Source organism: Sorangium sp. So ce185, assembly GCF_051526825.1.
In the GTDB taxonomy this organism is placed as follows: Bacteria; Myxococcota_A; Polyangia; order Polyangiales; family Polyangiaceae; genus Sorangium; species Sorangium cellulosum_D.
In genome coordinates this window covers 5844329-5869861 of the sequence record NZ_CP150316.1, presented here as the reverse complement: position 1 = coordinate 5869861, position 25533 = coordinate 5844329, and the positions used below count along the sequence as shown (strand labels likewise).

At 72.1% G+C, this 25533-nt stretch carries 18 protein-coding genes and 1 pseudogene; 6 read left to right on the top strand and 13 right to left on the bottom strand.

What is annotated here, in order from left to right:
- Window positions 1-41: 41 nt before the first annotated feature.
- Complete coding sequence (locus WMF26_RS21415) at window positions 42-350, bottom strand: YciI family protein (RefSeq protein WP_438001851.1); 309 nt, start codon at window positions 348-350, stop codon at window positions 42-44.
- Between the two features lie 346 nt (window positions 351-696).
- Between WMF26_RS21415 and WMF26_RS21410 the strand changes: the two genes are divergently transcribed.
- Entirely contained in the window at window positions 697-1614 is a 918-nt protein-coding gene (locus WMF26_RS21410) for a hypothetical protein (RefSeq protein ID WP_061628650.1), read from the top strand.
- A 145-nt stretch (window positions 1615-1759) separates the two neighbouring features.
- On the opposite strand, the gene gloA is transcribed toward WMF26_RS21410, so the two are convergent.
- Both gloA and greB read right to left on the bottom strand, forming a co-directional pair.
- Window positions 1760-2155 (bottom strand): lactoylglutathione lyase, encoded by a 396-nt coding sequence (gene gloA / locus WMF26_RS21405; protein WP_061628651.1) that lies wholly within the window; start codon window positions 2153-2155, stop codon window positions 1760-1762.
- Window positions 2156-2205: 50 nt separating this feature from the next.
- Window positions 2206-2679 carry a transcription elongation factor GreB gene (gene greB, locus WMF26_RS21400; RefSeq protein ID WP_020736264.1) on the bottom strand — a complete coding sequence of 158 codons (474 nt, stop codon included), beginning with the start codon at window positions 2677-2679 and terminating at the stop codon, window positions 2206-2208.
- A gap of 260 nt (window positions 2680-2939) precedes the next feature.
- On the opposite strand from greB, the gene WMF26_RS21395 reads away from it, so the two are divergent.
- Window positions 2940-4799 carry an acyl-CoA dehydrogenase gene (locus WMF26_RS21395; protein ID WP_438001850.1) on the top strand — a complete coding sequence of 620 codons (1860 nt, stop codon included), beginning with the start codon at window positions 2940-2942 and terminating at the stop codon, window positions 4797-4799.
- A gap of 96 nt (window positions 4800-4895) precedes the next feature.
- On the opposite strand, the gene WMF26_RS21390 is transcribed toward WMF26_RS21395, so the two are convergent.
- Window positions 4896-5381, bottom strand: coding sequence for a hypothetical protein (locus WMF26_RS21390; RefSeq protein WP_438001849.1), 486 nt, complete (start codon window positions 5379-5381; stop codon window positions 4896-4898).
- Window positions 5382-5656: 275 nt separating this feature from the next.
- Between WMF26_RS21390 and WMF26_RS21385 the strand changes: the two genes are divergently transcribed.
- Entirely contained in the window at window positions 5657-7174 is a 1518-nt protein-coding gene (locus tag WMF26_RS21385) for a PGRS family protein (protein ID WP_438001848.1), read from the top strand.
- Window positions 7175-7196: 22 nt separating this feature from the next.
- Here the strand turns inward: WMF26_RS21385 and WMF26_RS21380 are convergent, their stop codons facing one another.
- A complete protein-coding gene (locus tag WMF26_RS21380; protein ID WP_438001847.1) occupies window positions 7197-7985 on the bottom strand; it encodes a hypothetical protein in 789 nt (262 codons plus the stop codon).
- A 174-nt stretch (window positions 7986-8159) separates the two neighbouring features.
- On the opposite strand from WMF26_RS21380, the gene WMF26_RS21375 reads away from it, so the two are divergent.
- Window positions 8160-9392 (top strand): di-heme oxidoredictase family protein, encoded by a 1233-nt coding sequence (locus WMF26_RS21375; protein ID WP_438001846.1) that lies wholly within the window; start codon window positions 8160-8162, stop codon window positions 9390-9392.
- A gap of 91 nt (window positions 9393-9483) precedes the next feature.
- Complete coding sequence (locus WMF26_RS21370) at window positions 9484-10545, top strand: EfeM/EfeO family lipoprotein (RefSeq protein WP_438001845.1); 1062 nt, start codon at window positions 9484-9486, stop codon at window positions 10543-10545.
- Window positions 10546-10587: 42 nt separating this feature from the next.
- On the opposite strand, the gene WMF26_RS21365 is transcribed toward WMF26_RS21370, so the two are convergent.
- From WMF26_RS21365 to WMF26_RS21340, 6 genes are all read right to left on the bottom strand, one after another.
- Complete coding sequence (locus WMF26_RS21365) at window positions 10588-11361, bottom strand: PP2C family protein-serine/threonine phosphatase (RefSeq protein ID WP_437338898.1); 774 nt, start codon at window positions 11359-11361, stop codon at window positions 10588-10590.
- Window positions 11362-11483: 122 nt separating this feature from the next.
- On the bottom strand, window positions 11484-12956 hold the full coding sequence (locus tag WMF26_RS21360; RefSeq protein WP_438001844.1) for a hypothetical protein: 1473 nt from the start codon (window positions 12954-12956) through the stop codon (window positions 11484-11486).
- A gap of 258 nt (window positions 12957-13214) precedes the next feature.
- Window positions 13215-15044, bottom strand: coding sequence for an OmpA family protein (locus tag WMF26_RS21355; protein ID WP_438001843.1), 1830 nt, complete (start codon window positions 15042-15044; stop codon window positions 13215-13217).
- Between the two features lie 437 nt (window positions 15045-15481).
- Window positions 15482-17326, bottom strand: coding sequence for a PEGA domain-containing protein (locus tag WMF26_RS21350; protein ID WP_438001842.1), 1845 nt, complete (start codon window positions 17324-17326; stop codon window positions 15482-15484).
- A 25-nt stretch (window positions 17327-17351) separates the two neighbouring features.
- Window positions 17352-19160 carry a serine/threonine protein kinase gene (locus WMF26_RS21345; RefSeq protein ID WP_438001841.1) on the bottom strand — a complete coding sequence of 603 codons (1809 nt, stop codon included), beginning with the start codon at window positions 19158-19160 and terminating at the stop codon, window positions 17352-17354.
- A 383-nt stretch (window positions 19161-19543) separates the two neighbouring features.
- A complete protein-coding gene (locus WMF26_RS21340) occupies window positions 19544-20500 on the bottom strand; it encodes a hypothetical protein (RefSeq protein ID WP_438001840.1) in 957 nt (318 codons plus the stop codon).
- A gap of 622 nt (window positions 20501-21122) precedes the next feature.
- On the opposite strand from WMF26_RS21340, the gene WMF26_RS21335 reads away from it, so the two are divergent.
- On the top strand, window positions 21123-22106 hold the full coding sequence (locus WMF26_RS21335; RefSeq protein WP_438001839.1) for an aldo/keto reductase: 984 nt from the start codon (window positions 21123-21125) through the stop codon (window positions 22104-22106).
- Here the strand turns inward: WMF26_RS21335 and WMF26_RS21330 are convergent.
- Both WMF26_RS21330 and WMF26_RS21325 read right to left on the bottom strand, forming a co-directional pair.
- Window positions 22096-24438, bottom strand: coding sequence for a thrombospondin type 3 repeat-containing protein (locus WMF26_RS21330; protein WP_438002433.1), 2343 nt, complete (start codon window positions 24436-24438; stop codon window positions 22096-22098). The two genes, WMF26_RS21335 and WMF26_RS21330, sit on opposite strands and share 11 nt — an antisense overlap.
- Before the next feature lie 153 nt (window positions 24439-24591).
- Window positions 24592-25029: pseudogene (locus tag WMF26_RS21325) on the bottom strand (thrombospondin type 3 repeat-containing protein); the annotation flags it as partial.
- Window positions 25030-25533 lie beyond the last annotated feature (504 nt).

Genomic DNA, 25533 nt, shown 5'->3' with positions numbered 1-25533 from the left:
GCGCGGGCCGCGGCGCGCCACGGCGCGGCGCTGCCCTCGCCTCAGGCCTTCGGGGCGAAGACCCGATCGAGCTCCTCTTTCCCGAACACCGGCGCCCACGGCAGGAGCTCGTACTGCGCAATCCCCTTCTGCGTGAAGGGATCGCCGTCCCGGATCTGATCCAGCGTCGCCCCGGCCGCGTCGTCCGGCACCCGGAGCAGGATCGCTCCGCCGTAGCGCGGATCGAGCGGCCCTGACGCGAGCACCAGCCCTTGATCGATGAGCCTCTTGAGATAAGCGCGGTGGTCGTCGATGACCTTCAGCACCTCGTCGAGCGGGCGCCGGTAACGGATGATCGCAATCGCGTACATGATGTCTCGATTCCTCGGGCGGCAATCTACCAGAGCGCAGCGCCCTGCCGAGCCTGTTCTGGACAGGCCGCCGTCCGCCGGAGATCGCGCGCCCGCGCGGGGCGCGTCCGAAGGGGGCGCGCGCCAGCGGGCCGCCGCGACGGACCGCGAGAAAACCCATCGCATCGCCGGAATGTGCTGCCCTCGCGATCTCCAGGCTTGACTTGGCGGCCCGCCATGCGGAAGCGCGGCGGCGAGGGCACGCGAGGGCACGCGAGAGGACGATGGACGTCGCGTCGTCGCACGCCCCCCTTTCCCTTCGCGCTTCCGTCTGGCAGTGTGCGCGCCCTCCGCTGGAGACATCTGTATGGCGCGACCCCCGAAAGCAGCACCTGCTCCCGTTCTCCCGTCCTCGCCTGCCGCCGCGCTCGCGGCGTACGGCCGCGTTGAGCCGAAGCTCCTCGAGCTCGGCCCCGAGGACCTCGTGACCGTCTACGTCGAGGTCCCCAGGGCCGTGAGCTCCGTGCTCTCCGCCCTGCCCCACCTGCGCGAGCTCCGCGACGAGATCGTCCGCGATCTCCCGAACCACCCGATCGAGATGCTGGACGAGCTCGAGGACTACGCCCTCGCGGCGTGGTACGCCGACCTGCTCTACAGCACGCCCGCGAGCGAGCTCGACGCGAAGAAGCTCACCGACGACGCCGGCACGCTGCGCGAGGGGCTCCTCGTCGCCGCCGAGGCGCTCGCCTACAGGAACCTGCTCGACAAGCAGCGCGTCGCCGACATCCGCAAGGGCAAGGGCCACACGGATCTCGCGAGCGATCTCATCGCCCTCGCCGAGCTGTTCCGCGGCTCCTGGGACAAGGTCCGCGCGAAGACGGCGGTCGAGGACGAGGAGCTCGAGCGCGCCGCGGATCTCGGCGTGCGCCTCCTCGCCGCGCTCGCCGCGAAGCCCGGCAAGGGCTCGTCCGCGGCGCCGAAGATCACCGACGCGAGCGATCGCCGCGCCCGCGCGATCTCGCTGGTCGCCAAGGCCTACGAGGAGTGCCGCCGCGCCGTCGCCTACCTGCGCTGGCACGAGGGCGGCGACGGCGACCTGGCCCCGTCGCTCCTGCAGAAGCCGCGCGGCCGCCCGCGGAACGCCGAGAAGGCCGCCGCGGCCGCGAGCGGCGCGGCCGCCGAGGCGCCGTCGAAGGCGTCGGCCGACGACGCGGCCGCCGCGGACGGCGGCGCGCTGCCCGCCCCCGAGCCGGCGAACGACGCAGCGCCGGTCGCGAGCGCCTGAACCTCGGCGCCTCGCGAGGAGATCCACGCGACGAGGCGCGGACGCCGCGGAGGCCTCGAGCCTCCGCCCCGATCCGCGCCTCTCCGGTCGCGCGCTCTCTCCTCGACCTCGCCCCGACCTCGGCCTGCCGGCCTCGATCGTCGGGCTACTGGTTGCGGCTCGACTCCTCGATGAGCTCGACCTTGTAGCCGTCCGGATCCTCGACGAACGCGATCACCGTCTTGCCGTGCTTCATCGGGCCCGGCTCGCGCGTGATCTTCCCGCCCGCCGCGCGGATGCGGTCGCAGGCCGCGTAGATGTCGTCCACCCCGAGCGCGACGTGCCCGTACGCCGTGCCGAGCTCGTACTTCTCCACGCCCCAGTTGTGCGTGAGCTCGATCTCCGCGTGCTCCGGGTTCCTCCCGTACCCGAGGAAGCACAGCGTGAACTTGCCCTCCGGGTAGTCCTTCCGCGACAGGAGCTGCATCCCGAGCACGTCCCTGTAGAAGCCGATCGAGCGCTCGAGATCGCCGACCCGCAGCATCGTGTGCAAGATCCTCATGCCGAACTCCTGCTCCTTTTCCTCTTCCTCCGGCCGCGCCGCTGCGGCGCTCAGCCGTACCGCACCGAGATGATCTCCATCTCCGCCTCGCCCGCCGGGCGGCGCACGGTGATCACGTCGCCCGCGCGCTTGCCGAGGAGCGATCGGCCGACCGGCGAGCGCCAGCTGATGCGCCCGGCCCCGCTGTCGATCTCGTCCTCGCCCACGATCTGGTAGGTGTGGCGCGCGCCGTCCTCGTCCTCGATCTCGACCGTCGCGCCGAAGAAGACCTTGTCGCCGCGCTGCTCCGACGGGTCGACCACCACGGCCTTCTCCAGCCGCTTGGTCAGGTAGTGCATCCGCCGGTCGATCTCGCGCAGCTTCTTCTTGCCGTAGATGTACTCGGCGTTCTCGGAGCGGTCGCCCTGCGCCGCCGCGTCGGCGACCTCCTGGACGATGCGCGGCCGCTCCACGGAACGGAGGCGCGCGAGCTCCTCGGACAGCTTCTTCGCCCCGCCGGGCGTGATGTAAGCCGGGTCGGACATGGTTCGATCGCGACGGAGCCTACGCCGCGGCGCCCGCCGGATCCACCGCCCTGGCGCCCGCCGCGGACCCGCCCCACGACACCCCCGGCAGACCCCCGGATCGCGTCTGATTTCCGGAAGATGGCCCCCCTGTCACGGACGCATGTTGACGCGACGCGGCGGCATGCTAGGCGAATGAAGAACTATGCCGCGGCTGCGCGGTAGACCGGGAAGGGTACCGGCTGCCAGCGCCGGAAGCCGCGGCAACGAGGAGGTCTCCCATGTCGAACGCCCAAACCTTCCAGAACCGCTACAAGGCTGACCTCCGCGAGATCCGCTTCCTCCTGTTCGAGCAATTCCGCCTAGACGAGCTGCTCGGCAACGCGCCGTACGACGCGTGGGGGCGCGACGAGGTCTCGATGGTCGTCGACGAGGTGTACAAGTTCGCGTGCGAGGTCTTCGGCCCGCTGAACACGGTCGGCGATCGGGTCGGCTGTCGCATCGAGGCGGGGCAGGTCAAGACCCCGCCGGGGTTCAAGGAGGCCTGGGACAAGCTGTACGAGGCCGGGTGGAAGTCGGTCTCCGTCTCGCCCGCCTACGACGGCCAGGGCGGCCCGTTCACGCTCTACACGGTGGTCGAGGAGTTCCTCTGCGGCGCCAACGCGGCGCTCAACATGTACCCCGGGCTGACCTACGGGGCGGCGGAGCTGATCGAGCACTTCGGGACGCCGCGGCAGCGCGACATCTACCTGAAGCGGATGTTCGGCGGGCAGTGGAGCGGGACGATGTGCCTGACCGAGCCCCAGGCCGGCTCGGACGTCGGCTCGTCGCGGACGACCGCGGTGAAGCAGAAGGACGGCAAGTACCTCATCCGCGGCACCAAGATCTTCATCTCCGGCGGCGACCAGGACCTCACCGAGAACGTCGTGCACCTCGTGCTCGCCCGCGTCGAGGGCGCTCCGCCCGGGACGAAGGGGCTCAGCCTGTTCGTCGTGCCGAAGTTCCGGGTGAACGACGACGGCTCGCTCGGCGAGCCGAACGACGTCCTCGTCGGCAACATCGAGCACAAGATGGGCATCAACGGCTCGTCGACGTGCGTGCTCAACTTCGGCGAGAACGACGGCTGCCTCGGGGAGCTCGTCGGCACCGTCGAGCACCAGGGCATGCCGCAGATGTTCCGGATGATGAACGGCGCGCGCATCTCGGTCGGCCTGCAGGGCGTGTCGGTCGCGTCGTCCGCGTACCTGAACGCGCTCGAGTACGCGAAGGACCGCAAGCAGGGCTCGTCGATCCTCCAGTGGAAGGACGCGACCGCGCCGCGCGTGCCGATCGTCGACCACCCGGACGTGCGGCGGATGCTGCTCGACATGAAGAGCCGCGTGGAGGGCATCCGGGCGCTGATCATCAAGCTCGCGCGCCACCAGGACGCGGTCGCCGTCTACCAGGGCAAGGACGACCGCGCGGCCGCGTACAACCAGGGCCAGGTCGATCTGCTCGTGCCGCTCGTGAAGGCCTACTCGTCCGATCAGGCGTTCCGCGTCTGCGAGACGGCGATCCAGACCTTCGGCGGCGCCGGGTACACGAAGGACTACCCGGTCGAGCAGTACTGCCGCGACGCGAAGGTCTTCTCGATCTACGAGGGCACGAACCACATCCAGGCGATGGACCTCGTCGGGCGCAAGCTCGGCCAGGCCGGCGGGGCCAACCTGCAGGCCTTCCTGAACGACGTGGCCGAGTTCGTGAAGGCGCACGAGAAGCACCCCGTCCTCGCCGCGAGCGTCAAGGAGCTCCGCGAGGCGCACGAGGCCGTCGCCGGCACCGCGATGCGGCTGCTCTCGTGGTTCCAGATGGGCAAGATGCCGATGGTGCCGCTCGCGGCGAACCGCTTCCTCGAGATGATGAGCGAGCTGGCGATCGGCTGGCTCCTGCTCGACGGCGCGGTCATCGCGCTCAAGGCGCTGGAGACCTTGCCGCAGGGCGACGCCGGCGCGAAGGACCGCGCCTTCTACGAGGGCAAGAAGCACGCGGCCCTCTACTTCGCGTCCAACGTGCTCCCGCACGCGAAGTTCTCCGCCGAGCTCCTCGGCCGCGAGGACTCGTCCGCCCTGGACATCCCCGTCGAGTCGTTCGCGACCATCTGATCTCGCGCGTCCCGCTCGGGTCGTTCGCCGCCGTCCGACCGCCCTCCCCCGCGCCGGGCTCGCCTCGGGGCGGGGGCTCGGGCGCGCGGCGCGGGCTCATTCCGGGACCGTGAGGCGCTCCGCCAGGTCCCGGATGGGCACCGGCATGGTCGGGTCGCGCGACACGGCCACGATGTCGGCGCGGAGCGCCCGCGCCTCCGTGAGCCGGAGCCACGCGAGCGCGAGGCGCGTCATGCTCGGCAGGCCCCGCGCGAGCACCGCCCGGACGACGTCGACCGCGGGGAACGAGAAGGCCACCTCCTCGGGGGGCAAGCCCGCGGCCTTCGCCGCCGCCTCGATGCTCGCGTCGAAGTCGTCCCGCCGCGACTCCAGCACCTCGAAGAAGACGCGCCCGCGCTCGGGCGCGAACGCCTGAGCCGCCCCGCCGTCCTCGGGCGCGAAGACCCAGCCGCCCGCGCCGTCGAGCCCCACCCGCGCGCCCGACTCGAGCGTGACGAGCGGCAGGAAGCGACCGCCTTCGAGCTGCTCCCCGCCGCCGGCGTCGAGCAGCTCGCGCACGAGGTCCTTCAGGTTCGCGCTCATGGGCCGATGTTCGCACGGAAACCACCGCGATGGGCAAGCGCGATGGGCGACCGCGATGGCAGCTCGGCAGATACACCTCCTTCCGGCGGGGGACGTCGCGCTCTAAGCCCCCGTCGCGCGCGGCGCTGACACCCCGCGGCGACGGCGGCCGTGACGAGAACATCCGTGGAGAGCGCGCCGCGCGGGAGGCGCCAGGTCGCTTTGCTTGGTAAACGCCCCGGGGTGGCCGGAATAAGAATAGTATGGGGATTCAATTCAAAGCTGATGCACTCGTATTGCTGGGATTCATTTCGGCTGCCGCGGCGACGGCCAGCGGTTGCAGCCTCGGCGGGGGTGATTCCATCCAGATACCCATCGATGATGGGCCGTCGGACGACGACTGCACTCCGAGCAAGGCCAAGGGGAAGATCGCTTCGTCGTGCGGCCTGTGGGTCTCCCGCACCGGGCACGACGGCAACGCGGGGACCTCGGGGGCGCCGCTGAAGACGCTCTCGAAGGCGATCGAGCTCGCCTTTAGCAAGGGAAAGCGCATCTACGTCTGCGCCGAGGAGTTCGACGAGGCGGTGCTCGTGCCCGCGGGACACAGGATCTTCGGTGGGCTCGATTGCCGCGACGACTGGCGGTGGATAGGCGACAAGAAGAAGACGACGCTCACCGCGCCTGAAGGCGAGACACCGCTCAAGTTCCATGGCGGCAGCGGCGCCGCGACGGTGCTCGTCGAGGACCTCCACGTCATCGCGCGCTCGATCCTGCCGACCCACACCGAGCTGGCTGGCCGCTCCTCGATCGCCGCGAACACCTCGGGGATCCCGGTCGCCTTCACGCGGTGCATCCTCGAGGCGGGCGACGGGGCGCCGGGCAAAGAGGGCGAGTCGTTCGCGAGCGACCCCGCCGAGGCGGGGCAGTCCGGCAACTTCGGCAACGCCGCGTGCACGTCCGCTTCGGTCCTCGGCGGGGCCCCGGTGTTCAACACCTGCGGTACGCCGGACGACAGCGAGGACGACTCGCGCAGCGGCAGCGGGGGCGTCGGCTCGATCTCGTCGGGCTCCGATGGCGGCGACGGGGACCCGCGCGGCGCGGAGAACGGCGGGCGTGGCGAGTCCAGCAGCAGGGCCTGCACGCCAGGCGTGGCGGGCGCGGACGGCGCAGATGGGCGTCCGGGCGCGGGGGCGGCCGGCTTCGGCGACGTGATCCTGGACGGGTACACAGGCCCGCTCGCCGGCAACGGCACGCCGGGCAAGCCGGGTCAGGGCGGCGGGGGCGGCGGCGGCGCCAAGGGCGGCGCGGGCGCGCTGATGTGCCCGTTCGAGAGCACGGCGGGAGGCGCCGCGGGCGGCTCCGGGGGCGCAGGCGGCTGCGGCGGGCTCGGCGGCAACGGCGGGGGCGCGGGCGGGGCGAGCATCGCCGTGTTCGCGGGGAGCGCGACGGTCCTCTTCGACGACGTGGTGCTGAGGACCGGGCGCGGGGGCGACGGCGGAGACGGCGGCAGGGGCCAGGAGGGCGGCGAGGGCGGTCAGGGCGGGCCCGGCGGCATCCTGGGCGAGGCCACGGGGCTGAACGCCGCCTGCAGCGGCGGCCCGGGCGGGCGAGGCGGCCGGGGCGGCCACGGCGGCGGTGGGCTCGGCGGGCACTCGATCGCCGTCGCCTACGCGGTCAGGGCGCCTTCCCTCTCGAACACGACCATCGAGCTCGGCGAGGCCGGGCTCGGCGGGCGCGGGGGCTCGGCGCGGTACAACGGGCAGGACGGCGTCGCGGCCGAGATCTACGACATCGAGCAGTCCTTCCGGCAGTAGCGCGCCGGCCGCCGGAGAGCGCCTACGCCGGCGCCGGGGGCGCGGGCCAGCTCCGGTCCTCCTGCATGCAGCGGAGCTGCGTCACGCGCCGTCCCTCGGCGGTCGTCACCGCGCTCTCCCGGACGGGCGCGTCGCGCCGCGCGCGCCGGCTCAGCTTCTCGACCACGAGGAACCCCTCCCGCTCGCCCGCGAGGCGGAGGAACTCGTCGAACAGCGCGACGTGCCCGCCGGGCACCCCGTCCTCGGCCGTCGCGATGCGGCGCTGCGTGGCGACGCCGATCGCCACCGCGCCGCCCCGGGCGCGCACGACCATCGCAGGATCGAGCCCGCGCTGGCTCTCTTCAGGCAACGTCCAGATCTCCGCGACCCCCGCCTCGGCGAGCCGCCGCTTCATGTAGTGGAAGGCGGACTCGAGCGTGTTGTTCCGGTACGGGACCGCCCTCGACTCCATCGGATCGACGTGGTTCCGCCAGAACGCGATCAGCGCGTGCGCCCAGCGCCTGCCGTCGGGCCGACGGTCCTGGAACGGCCAGTCCCCGGCCATCGCGTCCGCGCAGGCGCGGAGCAGCGCCTGCTCGTCGATCCCGCGCGTCGCCAGGCAGGGCGCGCAGTGCATGTACGCCGTGCCCCGCTCGAGGAGCGCGCCGCACATCGAACAGACGTCATTGCCGTAGCCAGGGCCCATGTACCGGAGCCAGCCGGCGTTGAGCGCCAGGTGGGCCGCGCGGCGATCGTCGAGCCACGCGAGCTCCCGCAGCCCGTCCCTGAGGGCCATCGAGGCCGCGCGCCGCTCGTCATCTCGCTGCGTCATCCGCCGTCCTCCAGCGTGGGCCCCGTCCGCGCCGGCCCCGCAGTGTAACGCCTGGACCTCCGCCGCGCTTCGCGCGGTGACGCGGACCGTCCGTGCGAGATCAGCAGCGATCAGCGCGGCGTTCCGGGTTGTTGACATCGACTTTCAATTACCCTTACGCTACGCGTCGACAACATGTCGCGATTTGCCTCAGTCCTCGCGCTTCCTGTGCTCTTCCTCGTCGGCTGCGGCGGAGAGCCTGCGCCCGCCGACCCGCTGCTCGGCCTGCAGCTGATCGGCGATGATCTCAGCGACATCCCGCTGCACGGCGCCTCCGCGGAGCAGGTGGCCCGGTTCAAGGAGGGCGACGCGCTCTTCGACTTCGTGTTTCGCGAGCGCGACGGGCTCGGGCCGCTGTACATCCGCTCCTCGTGCGCGGGGTGCCACGAGGGTGCCGCGCGCGGCCCGGGCGCCGTCCAGAAGATGGTGCTCGTCGAGGCCGACGGCGTGACGCCGGCGGTGGATCAGGCGGCGCTCCCCTACGGGCACACGATGCGGCCCTACGGGGTCGCCGGGGCGACGACGCTCGCGCGGCCCGAGCTCGAGGGGACGATCAAGCTCTCGCAGCGCCTCGGCCCGCCGGTGTTCGGTCGCGGGTACATGGAGGCGGTCGACGACGCCGAGATCGAGCGGGTCGCGGCCGAGCAGGCCGCGCGCGGCAACGCCATCCGCGGGCGCATCAACCGGGTGGTGTTCCACTCGAAGAAGAACGCGGACGAGACGTTCCACGCCTTCGCCGAGGGCGACGAGAACCTCATCGGCCGCTTCGGGTTCAAGGCGCGGGTCGCGACGCTCGATGACTTCACGGCCGACGCCTACCAGGGCGACATGGGCATCACCTCGCCGCTCCGCCCCGACGAGCTGCCGAACCCGGACGGGCTCACGGACGACGCCAAGCCGGGCGAGGACGTGGTCCTCGACACGGTGAACGCCGTCGCCGACTACATGCGCCTGCTGGAGATCCCGAGGCGCGCGCCCGCCGACGAGCGCGGTCAGGCGCTGTTCGCCGAGGTCGACTGCGCCGCTTGCCACGTCCCCTCGCTGCGGACGCGCGCCGACTACCCGATCGCGCAGCTCGCGGACATCGACGCGCCCGTCTACACCGACTTCCTCCTGCACGACCTCGGCCCCGATCTCGCCGACGGGCTGGCCGACGAGTCGGCGAGCTCCGTCTCCTGGCGGACGGCGCCGCTCATCGGCATGCGCCACAGCACCTCGTACCTCCACGACGGCCGCGCCAGGACCATCGAGCAGGCCATCCTGCTCCACGACGGCCCGGCGTCGGAGGCGGCCGACTCGGTCGCCGCCTTCCGCGCGCTCTCCCGGGAGGATCGCGAGGCCCTCATCGACTTCGTGCGCTCGCTCTGATCGACGTTCGACGTTCGACGGCGCGCGCTCGCGCCAACCGACATCCCGCGCTCGCTCCGGGCGAGCCGCGACCAAGGAGCTCGAAAGATCCATGTACATCCCCGCCTGCCTGCGGTCCGGTCTGGCCATCGCCGCCGCCGTCCTCTCGCTCCCCGCGTGCGGGAGCGACAACGAGACGCTGTACACCGACGCGGATTACGAGCGACGGGCAGTGCTCGAGGTGAAGGCCTTCATCCAGGACAACCTCGACGCGTTCGCCGCCGCCACGGCCGCGCTCCAGGCGGCCGCGCCCGAGCCGGACGAGGACGGGTGGAGCGCGTCGAGCGACAAGGCGGCCGTCGACGCGATGAAGGCCGCGTGGAAGGAGGCGCGGCAGTCCTACGAGCGCGTCGAGGGGGCCATCGCGGTCGTCTTTCCGGACCTCGATTACTCGACGGACGCCCGCTACGACGCGTTCATCGAGGTCGCGGCCGACGACGACCTCTTCGACGACGAGGGGGTGACCGGCGTGCACGCCGTCGAGCGCATCCTCTGGGCGGACGAGATCCCGGAGCCCGTCCTCGCCTTCGAGTCGGCGCTCACGAACTACAAGGCCGCGGCCTTCCCGGCCACCGAGGCCGAGGCGGCCGCGTTCAAGGGCGAGCTCTGCGAGCGGCTCAAGGCCGACGCGGAGAAGATGAAGGCCGATTTCGAGGGCCTCGCGCTCGACGCGCCGTCCGCGTACCGCGGGGTGATCAGCTCGATCCTGGAGCAGGTCGAGAAGACGAGCAAGGCGGCGACCGGCGAGGAGGAGTCGCGCTATGCGCAGTACACCCTCGCCGACATGCGCGCGAACGTCGCGGCCGGCGAGCAGACCTACGCCGCCTTCCAGCCGTGGCTGCTCACCAAGGGGGCCGAGGGCGCGGAGGTCGACCAGGCGGTGCTCGCCGGCTTCGACCGGCTGTCGAGCGCGTACGACGCGATCGAGGGCGACGCGCTGCCGCCGCTGCCGGACGAGTGGAGCGAGGAGGCGCCGACCGAGGAGCAGCTCGCGACCCCGTTCGGCAAGCTGTTCTCGCTCGTCGAGCGCGAGAGCGACGACGCGACGCCGGGCACGCTCGCGTACGATATGACGAGATCCGCAGACCTCCTCGGCATCCCCTCCCTGCCTTAGGCGAAGATCCGCTGGGGGGGAGCGGGCGGGCGGCCAGGGGCGTCAGGCGGCGGGGGTCCAGCGGATGAGGACGCACGTCACGTTGTCGGGGCCGCCGTGCTGGTTGGCGCGGTCGATGAGCGAGCGGGCCGTCGTGGCGAGATCGGCGCCCTGCGCGAGCAGCTCGGCGATCTCCGGCTCGGGGACCGGGCCGGAGAGGCCGTCCGAGCAGATGAGCAGGAGATCGCCGGCCTCGGGGCGCTCGATGCGCGTGGCGACGTCGACCGTCTTCCCCATCCCGAGCGCGCGCGTCACGACGTTGCGGGCGAGCAGCGGATCCACGTCGTCGGGCAGCTGCTCGCCGCTGTGCAGGTGCTCGTTCCAGAGCGAGTGGTCCTCGGTGAGCCGCTCCAGCCGGTGCTCGCGGTACCGGTAGACCCGGCTGTCGCCCACGTGCGCGATGCACGCCGAGGTCGCGTCGGCGTACACGCCCGCAAACGTCGTCCCCATCCCGTAGAAGCGCGGGTCGCGCTGCCCCACCTCGAAGATGCGCTCGTTGGCGCGCCAGATGGACGAGACCAGGCGCAGCTCCAAGGGGCCCGCGGTCTCGTCGTAGCCCGTGGGCTGCGTGATCTCGCCCTCGCCCTCCTTGCAGCACGCCTGCACGATGTCGACCGCCATCCGCGACGCGATCTCCCCCCCGGCGGCGCCGCCGATGCCGTCCGCGACGACGAAGAGGCCGAGATCCAGATCGACGGCGAAGCTGTCCTCGTTGTGCTCGCGCTGGCGGCCAACATGGCTTTCACCGGCGGCTTCGATGCGGAGCGGGGCGTTCACGGAGCTTCCTCGTCGGCGAGACGCATGTCGACTCCGGGCAGCATCCAGCGACCGGACGCCTCGCGCAAGTCAGGAAGGGGCTCAATTCGAGCGGGGAGCGCCGGGCCGCTCGCGCACGCGCGCTACGTGCGCAGCGCCGCGGTCGCGGGCGACCGCAGCGGCGGGGGGGCGCCGTGCGGCTCGCGGAGCTGCTCGGCAGGGGGCGGGACGCTGGCCGTGCGGGCCTCGAAGCGGCCGTTCTTCCAGGTCACGAGCCCGCCCGAGAGGCGCGCGGAGCTGCCCGCGCCGGGCTCGGACCGCAGCCAGACCAGGGGGCGCGCGGCGAAGACCGGCTTGGTGCAGGCGATGTCCTCGAAGGCGGCGGACCACGAGCCGGTGTTGCCGAAGAACAGCCCGCCCTCCCAGCTGCCCTCGGGTGTGTGCGTGTGGCCGAAGACGACCGCCCGGGCGCGGTGGGCGCGTGCGACCTGGCGCGCGGCGCGGCTGACCCGCTGCCAGGTGGCCTCGAGCGGGAGCTTCGGCACGAGGCGCTCGTAGACGACGAGCCCCGCCGGCGCGACGAGCGCCGCCGGCGCGAGCCAGATCGGCGCGAGCAGCAGCCACACGAGGGCCACGGCGACCGCGAGCAGCGCCAGGGCGGCCCGGTCGAGCCAGAGCTCGCGCGCGACGAGCCCCAGCCGGTCCTCGGCCGGCGGCGCGAACAGGCGGGCGTGGCGGGCGACGGCGCGGAGCGGGGCGCCCGTCTCCTGCGCGGCGGCGGCGAGGCACTCGCGCAGGCGGGTGCGCCGCTCGGGCTCGCGCCGGCGCACGAGCTCGACGACCGTGCGCAGCGCGCCGAGCGCCCACGCCCCCGCGAGCGAGCGGCGAGAGAACAGGTAATAGCGCGCCCAGTGCGCGAGGTAGCCGAACGCGGACAGCATGAACGACGAGTCCACGTGCGGGTTGAAGTACCCCATCCGCGAGACGAGCAACCGGCACACGAGCGAGCCCATGGTCGGCTGGATCTCGCCCGGCTTCCGGCCGAACGGGACCATGGGGTAGCGGTAGCTGCAATAGGCGTCGTACTGGTTGCCGTGCTCCACGATGATGCCGTCCGGCGTCTTGTGGAACCAGGCGCGGAACACGACGCGCGCGCCCAGCGCCGCGCGCGCCCGCTCGGCCTCGCCCGCGGGCGAGCTCGAGCCGGGGCGCGGCGCGCCGTCCAGCGCGGCGAGCGCCGCCTCGACCACGCGGGACCGGACCAGGTCGCGCACCTCGGGCAACGTGAGCTGGACGTCGTGGTTGCCGGAGATGAACACGACGGTGTGCCCATCCGCGACGACGCGGCCCAGCGCCTCGATGAACACCGGGTGGTCCGCGAGGATCGCCTTCATCGCCGGGACCGCGTGCTCGGCGCTGCGCGGCAGGTCGTGGAAGACGCTCTTTTGATCGATCACGCGCGGCGCGTCGAGGTCGAACACGTCGCCGTTGAGCACCAGCGTGAGCTCATGCCGCCCGGCGCCGCGCGCCGTGCCCTGCTTCATCTCGTCCCGAAGCGCGTCCAGCATCGCCGCGACCTCGCTGTCGGGGGAGTAAGGAGCCTGACGGTAGCGCATCCAAAGACCGTCACCCGGCTCGAGCTCGCAAAGATGGATATCTGAGATTGCCACCGTATGGAGCATCCCTCAAGGTGACACACGCGCCTGACCACGGCTGTCAGGGAACGGTCACGACTGGGGTCGGGCGATAGCGTATGGCGTGGCGGCGCGGCGGCGATTGCCCTGGCCGCAAGGCGCGGCGCGGCTGTCGGGGGCTGTGGTGTCTCGGGCGTTGTGGCATGGCGAGGTGGCAATCACGACGACCTCGCCCGCTCGCTACTGCCGTCCTTTGCGCTTGATGATCACGAACTGGACGCGGCGGTTCTTCTGGCGCCCTGTCTTGACGCGGTTGTCCCCGAGCGGCTGCTCGAAGCCGTAGCCCCTGGCGACGAGCTTCTCTCGCGGCACCCCCGCGGCCACGAGCCACGAGAGGACGGCCTCGGCGCGCTCCTGGGACAAGCGCTGGTTGTATTCCTCGGTCCCGCTGTCGTCCGTGTGCCCTTGCACCTCGACGAGCTCGATGTCCGGGTTCTGCTGGATGGCGTCGCGCACCTCGTACAGGATCTCGTCGGAGACGGGATCGACCGTCTGGGCGCGGGTCTTGCCGTACACGACGAACTGCACCGGCTTCGACGTCGTGATCTCGTCGGCGTTCACGCGGACGAATTTGGGGCAGCCGTTCTGCCGTGGATCGGGGTCGGAGAGCCCCCGCTCGTTCGGGCAGGCGTCCGCGGCGCCGCGGACGCCGTCGCCGTCCGGATCGTCCGGGCAGCCGTTCTGCTTCGGGTTCTGGCTCGCTGGCCCCTTGACCTTCGGGCAGGCGTCCGAGGCGTCGGCGATGCCGTCGCCGTCCGCGTCGCTCGGGCAGCCCACCTGCTTCGGGTCGTCGCTCGGCCCGCCGCGCACGCTGGGGCAAGCGTCGATGCCGTCGTGGAAGCCGTCGTCGTCCGAGTCGTCCGGGCAGCCGTTCCGCGTGGCGTCGGCGCTGCGCGCGCCAGGGGTGGACGGGCAGGCGTCGTCGATGTCGAGCACCGCGTCGCCGTCGCGGTCCGCCGGAGGGCAGCCGTCCCTCGCGGGATCGGGCGAAGGATCGCCCTTGACGTCGGGGCAGGCGTCGATGTGGTCGTCGATGCCGTCGTCGTCCTTGTCGCCAGCCGTGGCGACGTTCGGCGCGCGCGCCGAGGCCGGCTTCGGGAGGGGCGCCCAGCCGAGCACGCCGACGGCGCGCACGGTCGGCGTGCCAACGGCGTTCAGGAGGCCGGGACCGAGCGCGGCGCCGAACGTCAAGCCGCCGAGGACCCGCAGCTTGGCGCCGAAGAGCAGCTCGGCGTTGACGCCGGCGTCCGCGCGCGTGGCCGGCACGCTCGACAGCACGAGCTCCTCGCCGAGCGGCGCTGCGCCGTACAGCTCGGCGCCGAGCTGGAGGAGATCGCCGCCCAGGAGGAGCCCCGCGGCGCCGCCGAACGTGACCAGCGGAGGGCGGTTCTGCCCTCCGCCGAGCTCGACCCCGCCGCTCGCATTCCAGAGGAAACCGAGCGTCGAGCCGGCGCGCCCGCCGATGCTCGCGTGGAAGGCGCCGCGGACCTCGGCGTCGCCGGTGTACTGCGACGGTGAGCCCGTGGGCGCGAACAGGTAGCCGCCGAGCCCGAGCTGGACCGGACCCGCGTCCTCGCCGAGCAGGCGGACCCGCGCGCCGAGGCGGAGGTCGGCGAGCTTGGGCGCCGTCAGCTCGGTGAACTGCACGCCGGGGATGCCCGGGTCGTCGCCCCCTTGCGCGATGGCGAGCGGCGCGTCGATCGAGAGCAGCAGGCGCTCCCACAGCGCGAGCGAGGCGTCGAGGCGCAGGTACGCCTGCGAGGAGACGATGGCGACATCGGCCTCGCCGCTCGTGCGGATCGGCAGGTGGGAGTAATCGAGCATCGCGTGGGCGCGCGCCGCGAAGTGGCCGGGAGCGGCGGGCGACGGCACGCCGAAGAACGCGTCCCCGGCGGGCGCCGGCTCGAACCGGTTGAGGGAGAAGCCGCCGGTGGACTGGCCTCTCGACGCGCTGGCGAGCGTCATGAGGACGGCCGCGGAAGCGACCGCTGCGACGGAGGAAGACCTCATCGGCCGGCCACGATAGCGGGGGGGTGACGCGGGGGGCAACATGCCGTCGCGCCGCGGCGGGTCACGCGTGCCCCCCGCGCGCTCCCGCAGGACTCACCGCATGGCTGCTCGTCCGCACATGATCCGGCTCGCTCGAATCCCGTTCGCGAGTCCCGGCGCCATTGACATCGATGTGCCAGTGTACCTTGAATTCCTCGCCTCTTGGCGCCTGTCCAGTGACGATGGACGTCCCGTCGTCTGCTATCGCGGCCGAGCCATTCGGCGCGACCGTGGTGTCGTCCGCGGCCACGACGGTCCCATGGACGCTGAGACCCGCGTAGGCGTGTAGCGCGTGCCAGGTAGCACGTAGACCGGAATCGAAGCTTCCGCGCATCGTGCCGCGTCCAACCGGGCACCGTCGGCCGGACCTGAGCGGCGTCGCGCCGCGGGCCGGCGCGTCAGAACTGGTACCGCAGGCTCGCCCCGGGCGCGATCATCAGGACGAAGTCGCCCATGAGCGACTCTTGCTCGTACGTCCCGATGCCGTCGGTCGACGCCGCGAGCTCGATGGTCCTGTCCCACGACGGCTTGCTGAGGCCGATCAGGAGGAGCAGCTTCACGCTGGCCGAGAGCTCCCAGCGCTCCCCGAGCCGCACGCCGAGCCTCGCCTCCGGATCCACGTAGAAGTACGTCGCCGAGGCGAAGTCGACCACCGGGTACGTGTTGAACCACGCCCCCTGGGTCGTCCTGAACCTGCCCGCCCGCTCGTCGCGGACCTCGCCCACGAGCACCCCGGCGCCGAGCCGCAGCAGCGCGGGGTACTGCTCGCCGAGGTGATATCCGAACGTCGCGCCGGCCAGGAAGCCGCCGAGGCGGAGCGCGTCGCTCGCCGCGCCGCCGAGCGGATCCCGGTAGCCGATCGGCCTGAGCTCCGCCGCGCGCTCGTCGAGCTGCTGCGCCGCGACGATGCCGCCGAGCTCGATCCCGACGCCGAGCCCCGAGCCGAGCTCGTAGCCGCCGTGGATCGTGCCGAGCCCGCCGAGGCCGATCGCGCTCGAGCACCCCGAGCCGCAGGCGCTCGCGACGTCGCCGCCGAAGGTCGGCGCCACGAGAAACGAGGCGCTCGCCTCGAGCGTGATCTTCGGCGGCTTGCGCCAGATCTCCGCGTCCTCGTCGCGCTCGAGCGCGAGGCTCAGGCCCTGCCGCTGGCCCTTCTGCAGCGTCACCGTGCGCGCCTCGGAGACGAACCCGTCGGCCTTCACCTCCACCCGGTGCGCGCCGGCCTTGAGCCGGCCCAGCCAGACGCCGTTGCCGACGTTGACCGAGTTGATCCAGACGCTCGCGCCGGGCGGCGTGGGGTCGACCCGCAGCGACGCGTCGAGGTCCTCGGCGAGGAGCGACAGCGTCGTGAGCTCCTGCGGCTTCACGGGCGCCGCCGTCGGCTGCGTCCCGAGCTTCCCCTCGCCGCGCAGCGCCACCATGTGATCGCCGACCGACAGCGTGCCGATCCACGGCGTCTGCCCCACGACCACGTTGTCCACGAGCACGTCGACGGTCTTGCCGGCCCGCTCCACGACGCGCAGCCGGCCGGAGCGGACCAACCTGCGGAGCTTCGCGTTCACCGTGACCGTCTGGCCCCCGGCGACGTCGACGCGCACCTCGACCGGCTCGTAGCCCTCCTTGAACACGCGGACGACGTGCGCGCCCGCGGCGACGCGGATCGGCTTGACGGGCGGGTACTGCCCGCGCTCCTCGCCGCTCACCACGATCGACGCCCCGGGCTCGGCGTTCGTGATGTCGAGCGTCCCCACGAGCGCGCGCAGCTCGGCGATCTCGCGCTGCGCGACCGCGCGCTCGGCGGCCGACATGGTGAAATCGCGCAGGAAGGTCTCGAACATCTCGAGCGCCTCGTCGTAGCGCTGGAGCCTGCGCAGCGCGATCGCGGCGTTGTTCGTGGCCGCGCGCGTCGGGTAGAGCTTGCGCGAGAGGAGAAACTCGGCGAGCGCGGGGCCCCAGGCCTCCTCGCGCAGCAGGGCGAGCCCCTTCTCGAAGTGGAGCCGCGCGACCTGCCGGGTCGTCTCGGAGACGGGCGCCTCCTCGGCCGGCGCGGCGCCCTCCCCGCCGGCCGGCGCGGCGCCCTCCGCAGCGGCCGGCGCCGGCTGCGCGAGCGCCGGCCCCGCGGCGACCGCGACGGCGAGCGCGGCCGAGAGCGCGCGCAGCCGCCGCGCCGGCCGAAGCCGCCGCGCGAGGGAGAGAGGACACGAGCCGCCGCGCCGCGTACGCAGATCCATTCGATCGAGCACCGTACTCAGCCTTGTCCTTCTGCGCTTACTTTCCGAACTCTTCCGTGTCGTTGATGATCCCCTTGTAGGTCGTCGGCGCTGGCGCCGGCGCCGGCGCCGGCGCGGCGGAGGCGCTCTTCGCCGGAGGCGCCGGGGCGCCCTTCGTCGGGGTCGGCGCGAGCTCGATCTTGAGCGGCCGCGCGCCGCTGGTGGTCACGATCACGTCGGTCACCGCCTCGTTCGCCCCCTTGAACACGCGCACCCTGTGCTCGCTCCCGAGCGGCCCGGTGATCTCGAGGATCCCGTTCCTGGTGGTCGCGCGCGCGCCTTCGACCTCGACCGAGGCGTCGGGCGGCAGGATGACCACCTGAACCCGCCTGGGCTGCAGCTCGGCCGCGACGGCCTCCGACGTCTCCGTCGCGGCCGGCGCCGGCGTCGGGGTCGGCGCCGGGGTGGCCGCCGCCGTCGGGAGCACCTCCGGGGTCGCCGACGCCGCTGGCGGCGCGGCGGGCTCTGGCGACCCGCCGCTGACGAAGTACACGCCGGCCGCGATGCCCGCGGCGAGCAGCGCGGCGCCGGCCACGACCGGCACCCGCGACGCGCCGGGCTGCGTGCCGCGATGCGACTGCGTGAGCGCCCCGGTGGTCGCGGCGCCGGCGTGGTTGGCGGCCGGCGCGATCGCGCCGTGCGGCCCGCCCGGGTTCGGGGGCGGCGCGAACGACGGGTACCCTCCTCCGCGGTGCTCGTGCGGGACCGCGGGGTACCCTCCGCTCTGGTTGGCGGGCGACGCGGCGGCGTACGCGCCGCTCTGGTTCGCGGGCGAGGCCGCGAGCGCCGGGTACCCTCCGCTCTGGTTGGCGGGCGACGCGGCGGCGTACGCGCCGCTCTGGTTCGCGGGCGGGGCGTTGACGTTCATCGAGAGCCGCGGCGCGGACTGCCTGCGCACCGCGTCCGGCAGCGGCACGAGCATGCTCTCGTGAATGCCCCAGCCGTAGGGCAGCAGCGGCCGGATGGCGCCGAACATCTCCTGCGCGCTCTGGTAGCGCTGCCCGGGCGCCTGCAGCAGGCAGCGGTGCACGATCGCCGCCACCTCCGGCGGCACCCACGGGGCGAAGTCCTGCACCGGCGGCGGGGGATCCGAGCAGATGGCGATGATGAGCTCGCCGAGCGCGGTGATGTGATGGTACGGCGTTCGCCCGGTGAGCGCCTGGTAGAGCACGGCGCCGAGCGACCAGATGTCGGTGCGGTGATCGATCTCTTTTTGCCCGCGCGCCTGCTCGGGCGACATGTAGAGCGGCGAGCCGATGAGGTTCCCGGTGCGCGTGAGGTCGGCGCCCTCGGTCTCGTTCGCCCGGTCCATCTTGACCTTGGCGATGCCGAAATCGAGCAGCTTGACGAGGATCTCGCCGGCGTCGCGCCACGACAGGAACAGGTTGTGCGGCTTGATGTCGCGGTGGACGACGCTCGCCTCGTGCGCCTTCTGGAGCCCGAGGCACGACTGCGCGACGATGCGCAGCGCGAGGTCGGGCGCGAGCGGCCCGACGCGCTTGATGAGCTGGTGGACGTCCTCGCCGGCGAGGTACTCCATGGCGAGGAAGGGCAGCTTCGAGTCGCGATCGACGCCGGCGTCGAGCACCTGGGTGATGTGCTGCGTGTCGATCGCGCCCGCCGCGCGCGCCTCGCGCTGGAAGCGGCTGACCACCTTCGGATCGCGGGTGAGATCGGCCGAGCTGATCACCTTCACGGCGCAGCGGCGGCCGGTCCCCGTGTGCTCGGCCTCATAGACCGAGCCCATGGCGCCCTCTCCGAGCAGCTTGCGTATCTGATACTTGCCGTCGATGATCGTGCCGATCACAGCGTTCCGGCCACTCTAAGGGATTGCGCACGGGGGGGCAATGTCCGCGAGCGCGCGCGGGCTCGCGGCCCAACCCGTCGCGGATGCGTGTACAGTCTCGCGGGACACGCCGCGCTCCTGGGGGGGCGCGCACCTGGAGCGAGGCGCGGCCTCACCCGGCCACGCCGCGTCCGGTCGGAGCCGGCCGCCACCCGCCTCCGCCGCCGTCACGTCCCCGGCATCGCTGGCCGCTTGGGGGTAGGCCCCAGGCGGCCGCGGGGATATTTGCGAGAGAGCTGGCGACAGAGAGCCGATGCCGGCCGGCCATCAAGGCGAGGTCGAGGGCTCTGCTAGCGCCGCGCGAGCGGGCGTGGCGTTAGCAGCTGCCGCGGTCCAAGCGCCGGCTACCAGCCGAAATCGCCGCCCCCACCGCAGTGATGCGGCCGGCAGAAGTGGTGGAACGGCGGGCAGCAGTGGTGGAACGGCGGGCAGAAGCGGAAGTCGTCGCGGAAGCGGAAGTCGTCGCGGAAGTCGTCGCGGAACGGCGGGCAGAAGCGGAAGTCGTCGCGGAAGCGGCAGTCGTCGCGGAAGCGGAAGTCGTCGCGGAAGCGGCAGTCGTCGCGGAAGCGGAAGTCGTCAAAGAGCGTGTTGATGTTGACGTTGGTGTTGTTGTTAAAAATCGTGGGGCAGCAGCCGAAGCCGCCGAAGCCGCCGAAGCCGATGCCGCCGAAGCGCGAGCCCACGGCGCCGAAGCCCGGCATGCCGAAGCCGAGGCCCGGCACGCCGACGCCCGGCACGCCGACGCCCGGCAGGCCGAGGCCCGGCAGGCCAGGCCCACCGACGCCCGGCACGCCCACAGGCCCCTGGCCAATCGGCGCCTGGCCGACCTGGCCAATCGGCGCCTGGCCGACCTGGCCAATCGGCCCCTGGAGACCGGGAGCCGCCGGCCCCTGCGCGCCGATCGGCGCCTGGCCGAGATCCGCAGGCCCCTGCAGCCCCCCCTTGAGCGGCGCCTTGCTCGGCGCCTGCTGGAACCCGCCCCTCGCCTCGTCATCCCCCTCGAGCGCCTGGGCGGTCGAATCGACCTGCTCGACCTCGTCGAGACCGGCCTCGTCGAGCTCCACGTCGCTCACCGAGTCGACGGCGCACCCCGTGCCCAGCGCCGCCATCACCACCGCGAGTCCCAGCACCTTGCCATGAATCGAAAGCATGTTGTTGTCCTCCTCAATATCCCGTGATGGCCGGAAGGCCCGCGCCATCTTGGGCTCATCGAAGAGCAGGCTGTGTGCCTCAGCCTTCGTGTGCAGACACTGCCGCTCGGAGCTCGCGCTGCCGGCCGCGCCGCGCCCGCGAAAAGGCATTCTCTGGATCAGCGCCGGCGCTGGTTTCCCGGGTTCTCAGCGCGAAGACCGGCGGGACGTCCACCGCGCGGCGGTCCTATCGCGCGCGGGCCGTGCGCGTCCGCTGGAGATGACGAACTCACCGCTTTCGCGGCCGTCGCTCGCGCGGCGCGCAAAACCCCCTACCGCGCGCGTTCGAGCAGATCGCGTGCGCTCCCGCCCGCGCCGCGGCCGTCATGAACGAGAGCCGCGGCGACCCTCCGGCGACGCGCGGGCGGCCGGCTCGCGCCGCCTCGCGGGCCGATCGTCTGACCCGGCCAGAAACCGCCCGCGCCGCATCGGAGGCCCCGGCCCCCTGCGCCTCACCTGCTCAGGATGCGCCGTTTGTGACCAACGAAGGCAAGACGCGAGTCGATCGACTCGGGCCGTAACCATCCGCCTCCGTCACCGCGGCTCCGCGGTGGGCGCTCGAACTCCGCAGCTCCGCCGTGCGCGCTCGAGTCCGCCGCGCCAGTGCAAACCTGCGCCGATAGACCACCTGATGCGCGTAAGTGGGCTCATGTGAGCGAGCCTGTGTTGCGGGGAGCCGGACGGCCGTTTACGTGCGGTCAGCGGGTTGGTAGAGCTTTTCTCCGGAGGACGCATGAGCAACGAGCCGAAGGAGATGGAAGGGGCCGACGCGAACCGCCGCGGGGGGCTGCGCGCGGCCGCCACGACCGCCGCGGCCATCGTGAGCGGCGCCGCCGGGGGCGCGCCGTCCGCGGCGCCCGCGGCCCCTCGAGGCGCCGCGGCGGCGCCGCCCCGCACGCTCGGGCGGACCGGCGCGCAGGTGGAGGCGGTGTCGCTCGGCGGAGAGGGGATCCTCCGGACCACCGGCCGGCATCGCGAGGCGGTGCCGGTGATCCTGGAGGCGCTGCGCCTGGGGGTCAGGTACTGCGACACCGCGCCTGCGTACCAGCAGAGCCAGGACTACTATGGTGAGGCCTTCCGCGCCGCCGGGCCGAGCGCGCGCGCGCAGGTCTTCCTCGCCTCCAAGACGCACGCGCGCGACCGCGATGGCGCGCTCAGGCTGCTCGACGACAGCCTGCGCCGCCTCGGGACAGACCACCTCGATCTGTGGCAGTTGCACGACCTGCGCGAACCGGACGAGCTCGACGCCATCTTCGGCAAGGGGGGCGCGATCGAGGCCGTGGAGCAGGCCAAGGCGGACGGCCGCGTGCGCCACGTGGGGATCACCGGGCACCACGACCCGCAGATCCTCGTCGAGGCGATGCGGCGCTACCCGGTCGACACCGTGCTGTGCGCGATCAACCCCGCGGATCCGGCGCGGCTCCCGTTCCTGACGACGGTGGTCGAGGAGGCGCGGCGGCGCGGCGTCGGCGTCATCGGTATGAAGATCATGGCCGCGGGCCGCCTGCTCCAGGATCGCGCCGCGAGCCCGAGCGAGCTCATCCGCTATGCGGCGAGCCACGCCGACACGGTGATCATCGGCTGCTCCTCGATCGCCGAGGTGCGCGAGAACCTCGGCGCGAGGTCCCTGCCCTTCCCCATGCCGCCCGCCGAGCGGGCCGCGCTGGAGGCGCGCGTCGCGCCGCGCGCCGGCCGTTACGACTCCTTCAAGGCCTGAACGGCGCGCCGGCGCCCGTTGAACGCGGCGCGCGCGGCCGCGCAGACCGCGGTCTGCGCCGGCGCGCGAGCGCCGCGAGCAGCAGCAGCAAGCTGGCGCCGGCGCCCTCGCTGGCGCCTCCGCCGGCTGTCATGCGGCAGTCGCAGCCCCCCTCGAATTTCGGCCTGTCGAACGGCGGCTCCCCGTCCGCGCCGCCCGCGCCGCCCTGGCCGCCGCCGGCCCCAGCCTCGCCGCCGCCCGCGCCGCCTGCGCCGCCCGCGCCGCCCTGGCCGGTCGGCATGCAGGTCTCGCCCCGCTCGTTCGGGCACGGATCGCAGGCGTCGCCGACGTCGTCCTCGTCCGCGTCGGACTGGTCGTTCTCGACGAGGGGGCAGTTGTCGTCGTCGTCGAGCGCGCCGTCGTCGTCGTCGTCGTCATCGCACGCGTTGCCGTCGCCGTCGCCGTCGGTGTCGAGCTGATCGTCGCTCGGGTCGTCCGGCGTCGGCGCGGCAGGCCCGTTCGCGACGAGGGCGCAGTTGTCGTCGTCATCGGGCGCGCCGTCGTTGTCGTCGTCTCCGTCGCATACGTCGCCTTCGCCGTCCTCGTCGGCGTCGAGCTGGTCGTCGCTCGGGTCATCCGGCGTCGGCGCGGCAGGCCCGTTCGCCACGTACACGCAGTTGTCCTCGAAGTTTCGCACTCCATCGTTGTCGATGTCCTCGTCGTCGCACGCGTCCCCGCGCCCGTCGCCGTCCTCGTCGTGCTGATCCAGGGTGCGGTGGGTCCTGCAGTTGTCCATCCCGTCGAGGAAGCCGTCGTTGTCGGAGTCGAGATCGCGATAATCGGGGATCCAGTCGCGGTCGTCGCCGATCGCGTCGGTGTCTGCCGGGAGGCCGTCCGGGGTGAGCGGCTGCGCCTCTTCCTGGTCGGGCACGGAGTCACCATCGCTGTCGATGTCGAGCGCGTCGATGCCCCCGTCGTCCGGGTCGCGGCCCTCGGGGTCGTCCGTGTCTGTCGGCTCCGTGAAGTAGCAGCCCCCCGCCTCGCAGCGCGTCAGGCTGTCGGGGATCCCGTCGCGGTCGGTGTCGATCGGAAGTAGGGCGTAGCAGCTGCTCGGGTCGCTCTCCGCGCACACCTCGAGCGCGTCGGGGATGCCGTCGCCGCGGACCGTATCGACGGCCTTTGCGATATAGCAGCTCCGGGGGGCGTCATCCTGGGTGCAGATCCGCAGGCTGTCGATGACCCCGCTGGTGTCGCCGTTGCCGGCGACGCTGTTCCACGGGACGCATGTCACGAAGCTCGGGCACACCTCGGTGGCGTCGTCGATGCCGTCGGTGTCGGTGTCCGCGTTCCGCGAGCCCGTGGCCCAGAGCGTCTCCAGCTGATTGTGAAGGCCGTCGTTATCGGAGTCGTCGTCGCACGAGTCGCCGAGGCGGTCGCCGTCGGTGTCGGCTTGCGAGGCGTCCAGCCCCGGGGGCGGGTTGGCGACGAACGGGCAGTTGTCGGCGCCGTCGGCGACGCCGTCGTTGTCGTCGTCGGGGTCGCAGGCGTCGCCGCCGTCGGTGCCGTCGTTGTCGGCCTGCGGGCCGCCCGGGGTCGCCGGTGGATTGGCCGTGAACGGGCAGTTGTCGACGTTGTCGAGGACGAGGTCGTTGTCGTCGTCGGGGTCGCAGGCGTCGCCGCCGCCGGTGCCATCGTTGTCGGCCTGCGGCTCGCCCGGGGCCGCGGGCGGGTTGGCGACGAACTGGCAGTTGTCGATGTCGTCAGCGACGCCATCGTTGTCGTCGTCGGGGTCGCAGGCGTCGCCGCCGTCGGTGCCGTCGTTGTCGGCCTGAGGCTCGCCCGCGGTCGCGGGCGGGTTCGGGACGAACTGGCAGTTGTCGACGTCGTCGTCGACGCCATCGTTGTCGTCGTCGAGGTCGCAGGCGTCGCCGCCGTCGGTGCCGTCGTTGTCGGCCTGAGGCTCGCCCGCGGTCGCGGGCGGGTTCGGGACGAACTGACAGTTGTCGACGTCGTCGTCGACGCCATCGTTGTCGTCGTCGAGGTCGCAGGCGTCGCCGCCGCCACTGCCGTCGTTGTCGGCCTGAGGCTCGCCCGCGGTCGCGGGCGGGTTCGAGACGAACGGGCAGTTGTCGACGTCGTCGTCGATGCCATCGTTGTCATCGTCGAGGTCGCAGGCGTCGCCCCCGTCATCGCCCTCGCTGGCGTCGTTGTCGGCCTGCGGCTCGCCCGCGGTCGCGGGCGGGTTCGGGACGAACGGGCAGTTGTCGACGTCATCGGCGACGTCATCGTTGTCGTCGTCGGTGTCGCAGACGTCTCCGATGCCATCGTCGTCGTTGTCAGCCTGGATGTCCATGTCGGGCCCGGGCTCTACCGGCCCGTTATCGTGATCTGGGCAGTTATCGCACTCGTCACCTAGGCCGTCCCCGTCAGAGTCCACCTGAATCTCTGCATCGTCCGGGAGTGGGTTTACGACGAAGGGACAGTTGTCGTGTGTATCGGCTACGCCGTCCTCGTCGTCATCAGGATCGCACGCATCTCCTATGCCATCCTTGTCGAAATCAGCCTGAGCAGGCGGGCTCCCCGAAGGCGGATTGTGTTCAAACCTACAGTTGTCGATATCATCATTCACCCCGTCGTTGTCATCGTCAGGATCGCAGGCGTCACCAAGCCCGTCGCGATCCAGGTCAGCCTGGTCGACCTGGTACACCCCTGGGCAGTTGTCACAGGCATCGCCCCAACGGTCGGCGATGCCATCCTCGTTGTGATCTGCGTTCGCCTGGTCCTCATTGGACAGCAGCGGGCAGTTATCACAGTCGTTGCCGTGGCTGTCGCCATCATCGTTTGCCTGATCATTGCGCACCAGGGGGCAGTTGTCGCCGGCTCCGACACAGTCGCCATCGCGATCCCACGGACACTGCGCCCATGCGCTTCTTGCGTCTGCCATCGTTATGGCAAGAAGCGCGAATATGAGCGTGAGCAGGCGGAGGCAACGAGCACCCTCGCGACGGGTCTGGCCACGGCGCGGTTTGCAGGAGCGATGAATCTTGATGAGGTGATGAGCCACAGCGAGACCTCCGCGATGGGTCATGGTTGATTGAGGAGCCCGGGCGTTGACTCGTCCCTCGAAAAGTAGGCCGACGCCGTCGCGTCGTGATGCTGTCGCACGTGCGAGGTAAGCAGAGTTGCGGCACACCGTTTACAGGGCGCACGCATCAGCAAAGTCGCTCGTGCAATCGCTGTCCTCGTCGCATGCGCAGGCCCCGTCGACGCACTCGCCTGTGCCATTGCACTCCGCATCATTGTCGCAGACAAAAGGTTCGGGTTCGAGCCAGCAGAACCTATTCCCGGCATCGTCGATCCCGGTGCACGTGAGAGCGCCGCTGCAATCCTCTTCGGCCGTTGCCTCGGTGCATGGGGTCGCGCACAGTTTTAGTCCGCCGGTCAGCAC

What these genes read in the sequence shown, in the direction of transcription:
- WMF26_RS21395 (WP_438001850.1), top strand. Translation starts at nt 2,940, where the DNA reads ATGTCGAACGCCCAAACCTTCCAGAACCGCTACAAGGCTGACCTCCGC.
- WMF26_RS21355 (WP_438001843.1), bottom strand. Translation starts at nt 15,044, where the DNA reads ATGAGGTCTTCCTCCGTCGCAGCGGTCGCTTCCGCGGCCGTCCTCATG.
- WMF26_RS21410 (WP_061628650.1), top strand. Translation starts at nt 697, where the DNA reads ATGGCGCGACCCCCGAAAGCAGCACCTGCTCCCGTTCTCCCGTCCTCG.
- WMF26_RS21335 (WP_438001839.1), top strand. Translation starts at nt 21,123, where the DNA reads ATGAGCAACGAGCCGAAGGAGATGGAAGGGGCCGACGCGAACCGCCGC.
- WMF26_RS21380 (WP_438001847.1), bottom strand. Translation starts at nt 7,985, where the DNA reads ATGACGCAGCGAGATGACGAGCGGCGCGCGGCCTCGATGGCCCTCAGG.
- WMF26_RS21330 (WP_438002433.1), bottom strand. Translation starts at nt 24,438, where the DNA reads ATGGACATCCAGGCTGACAACGACGACGATGGCATCGGAGACGTCTGC.
- gloA (WP_061628651.1), bottom strand. Translation starts at nt 2,155, where the DNA reads ATGAGGATCTTGCACACGATGCTGCGGGTCGGCGATCTCGAGCGCTCG.
- WMF26_RS21370 (WP_438001845.1), top strand. Translation starts at nt 9,484, where the DNA reads ATGTACATCCCCGCCTGCCTGCGGTCCGGTCTGGCCATCGCCGCCGCC.
- WMF26_RS21415 (WP_438001851.1), bottom strand. Translation starts at nt 350, where the DNA reads ATGTACGCGATTGCGATCATCCGTTACCGGCGCCCGCTCGACGAGGTG.
- WMF26_RS21375 (WP_438001846.1), top strand. Translation starts at nt 8,160, where the DNA reads ATGTCGCGATTTGCCTCAGTCCTCGCGCTTCCTGTGCTCTTCCTCGTC.
- WMF26_RS21390 (WP_438001849.1), bottom strand. Translation starts at nt 5,381, where the DNA reads ATGAGCGCGAACCTGAAGGACCTCGTGCGCGAGCTGCTCGACGCCGGC.
- WMF26_RS21340 (WP_438001840.1), bottom strand. Translation starts at nt 20,500, where the DNA reads ATGCCTTTTCGCGGGCGCGGCGCGGCCGGCAGCGCGAGCTCCGAGCGG.
- greB (WP_020736264.1), bottom strand. Translation starts at nt 2,679, where the DNA reads ATGTCCGACCCGGCTTACATCACGCCCGGCGGGGCGAAGAAGCTGTCC.
- WMF26_RS21360 (WP_438001844.1), bottom strand. Translation starts at nt 12,956, where the DNA reads ATGCGCTACCGTCAGGCTCCTTACTCCCCCGACAGCGAGGTCGCGGCG.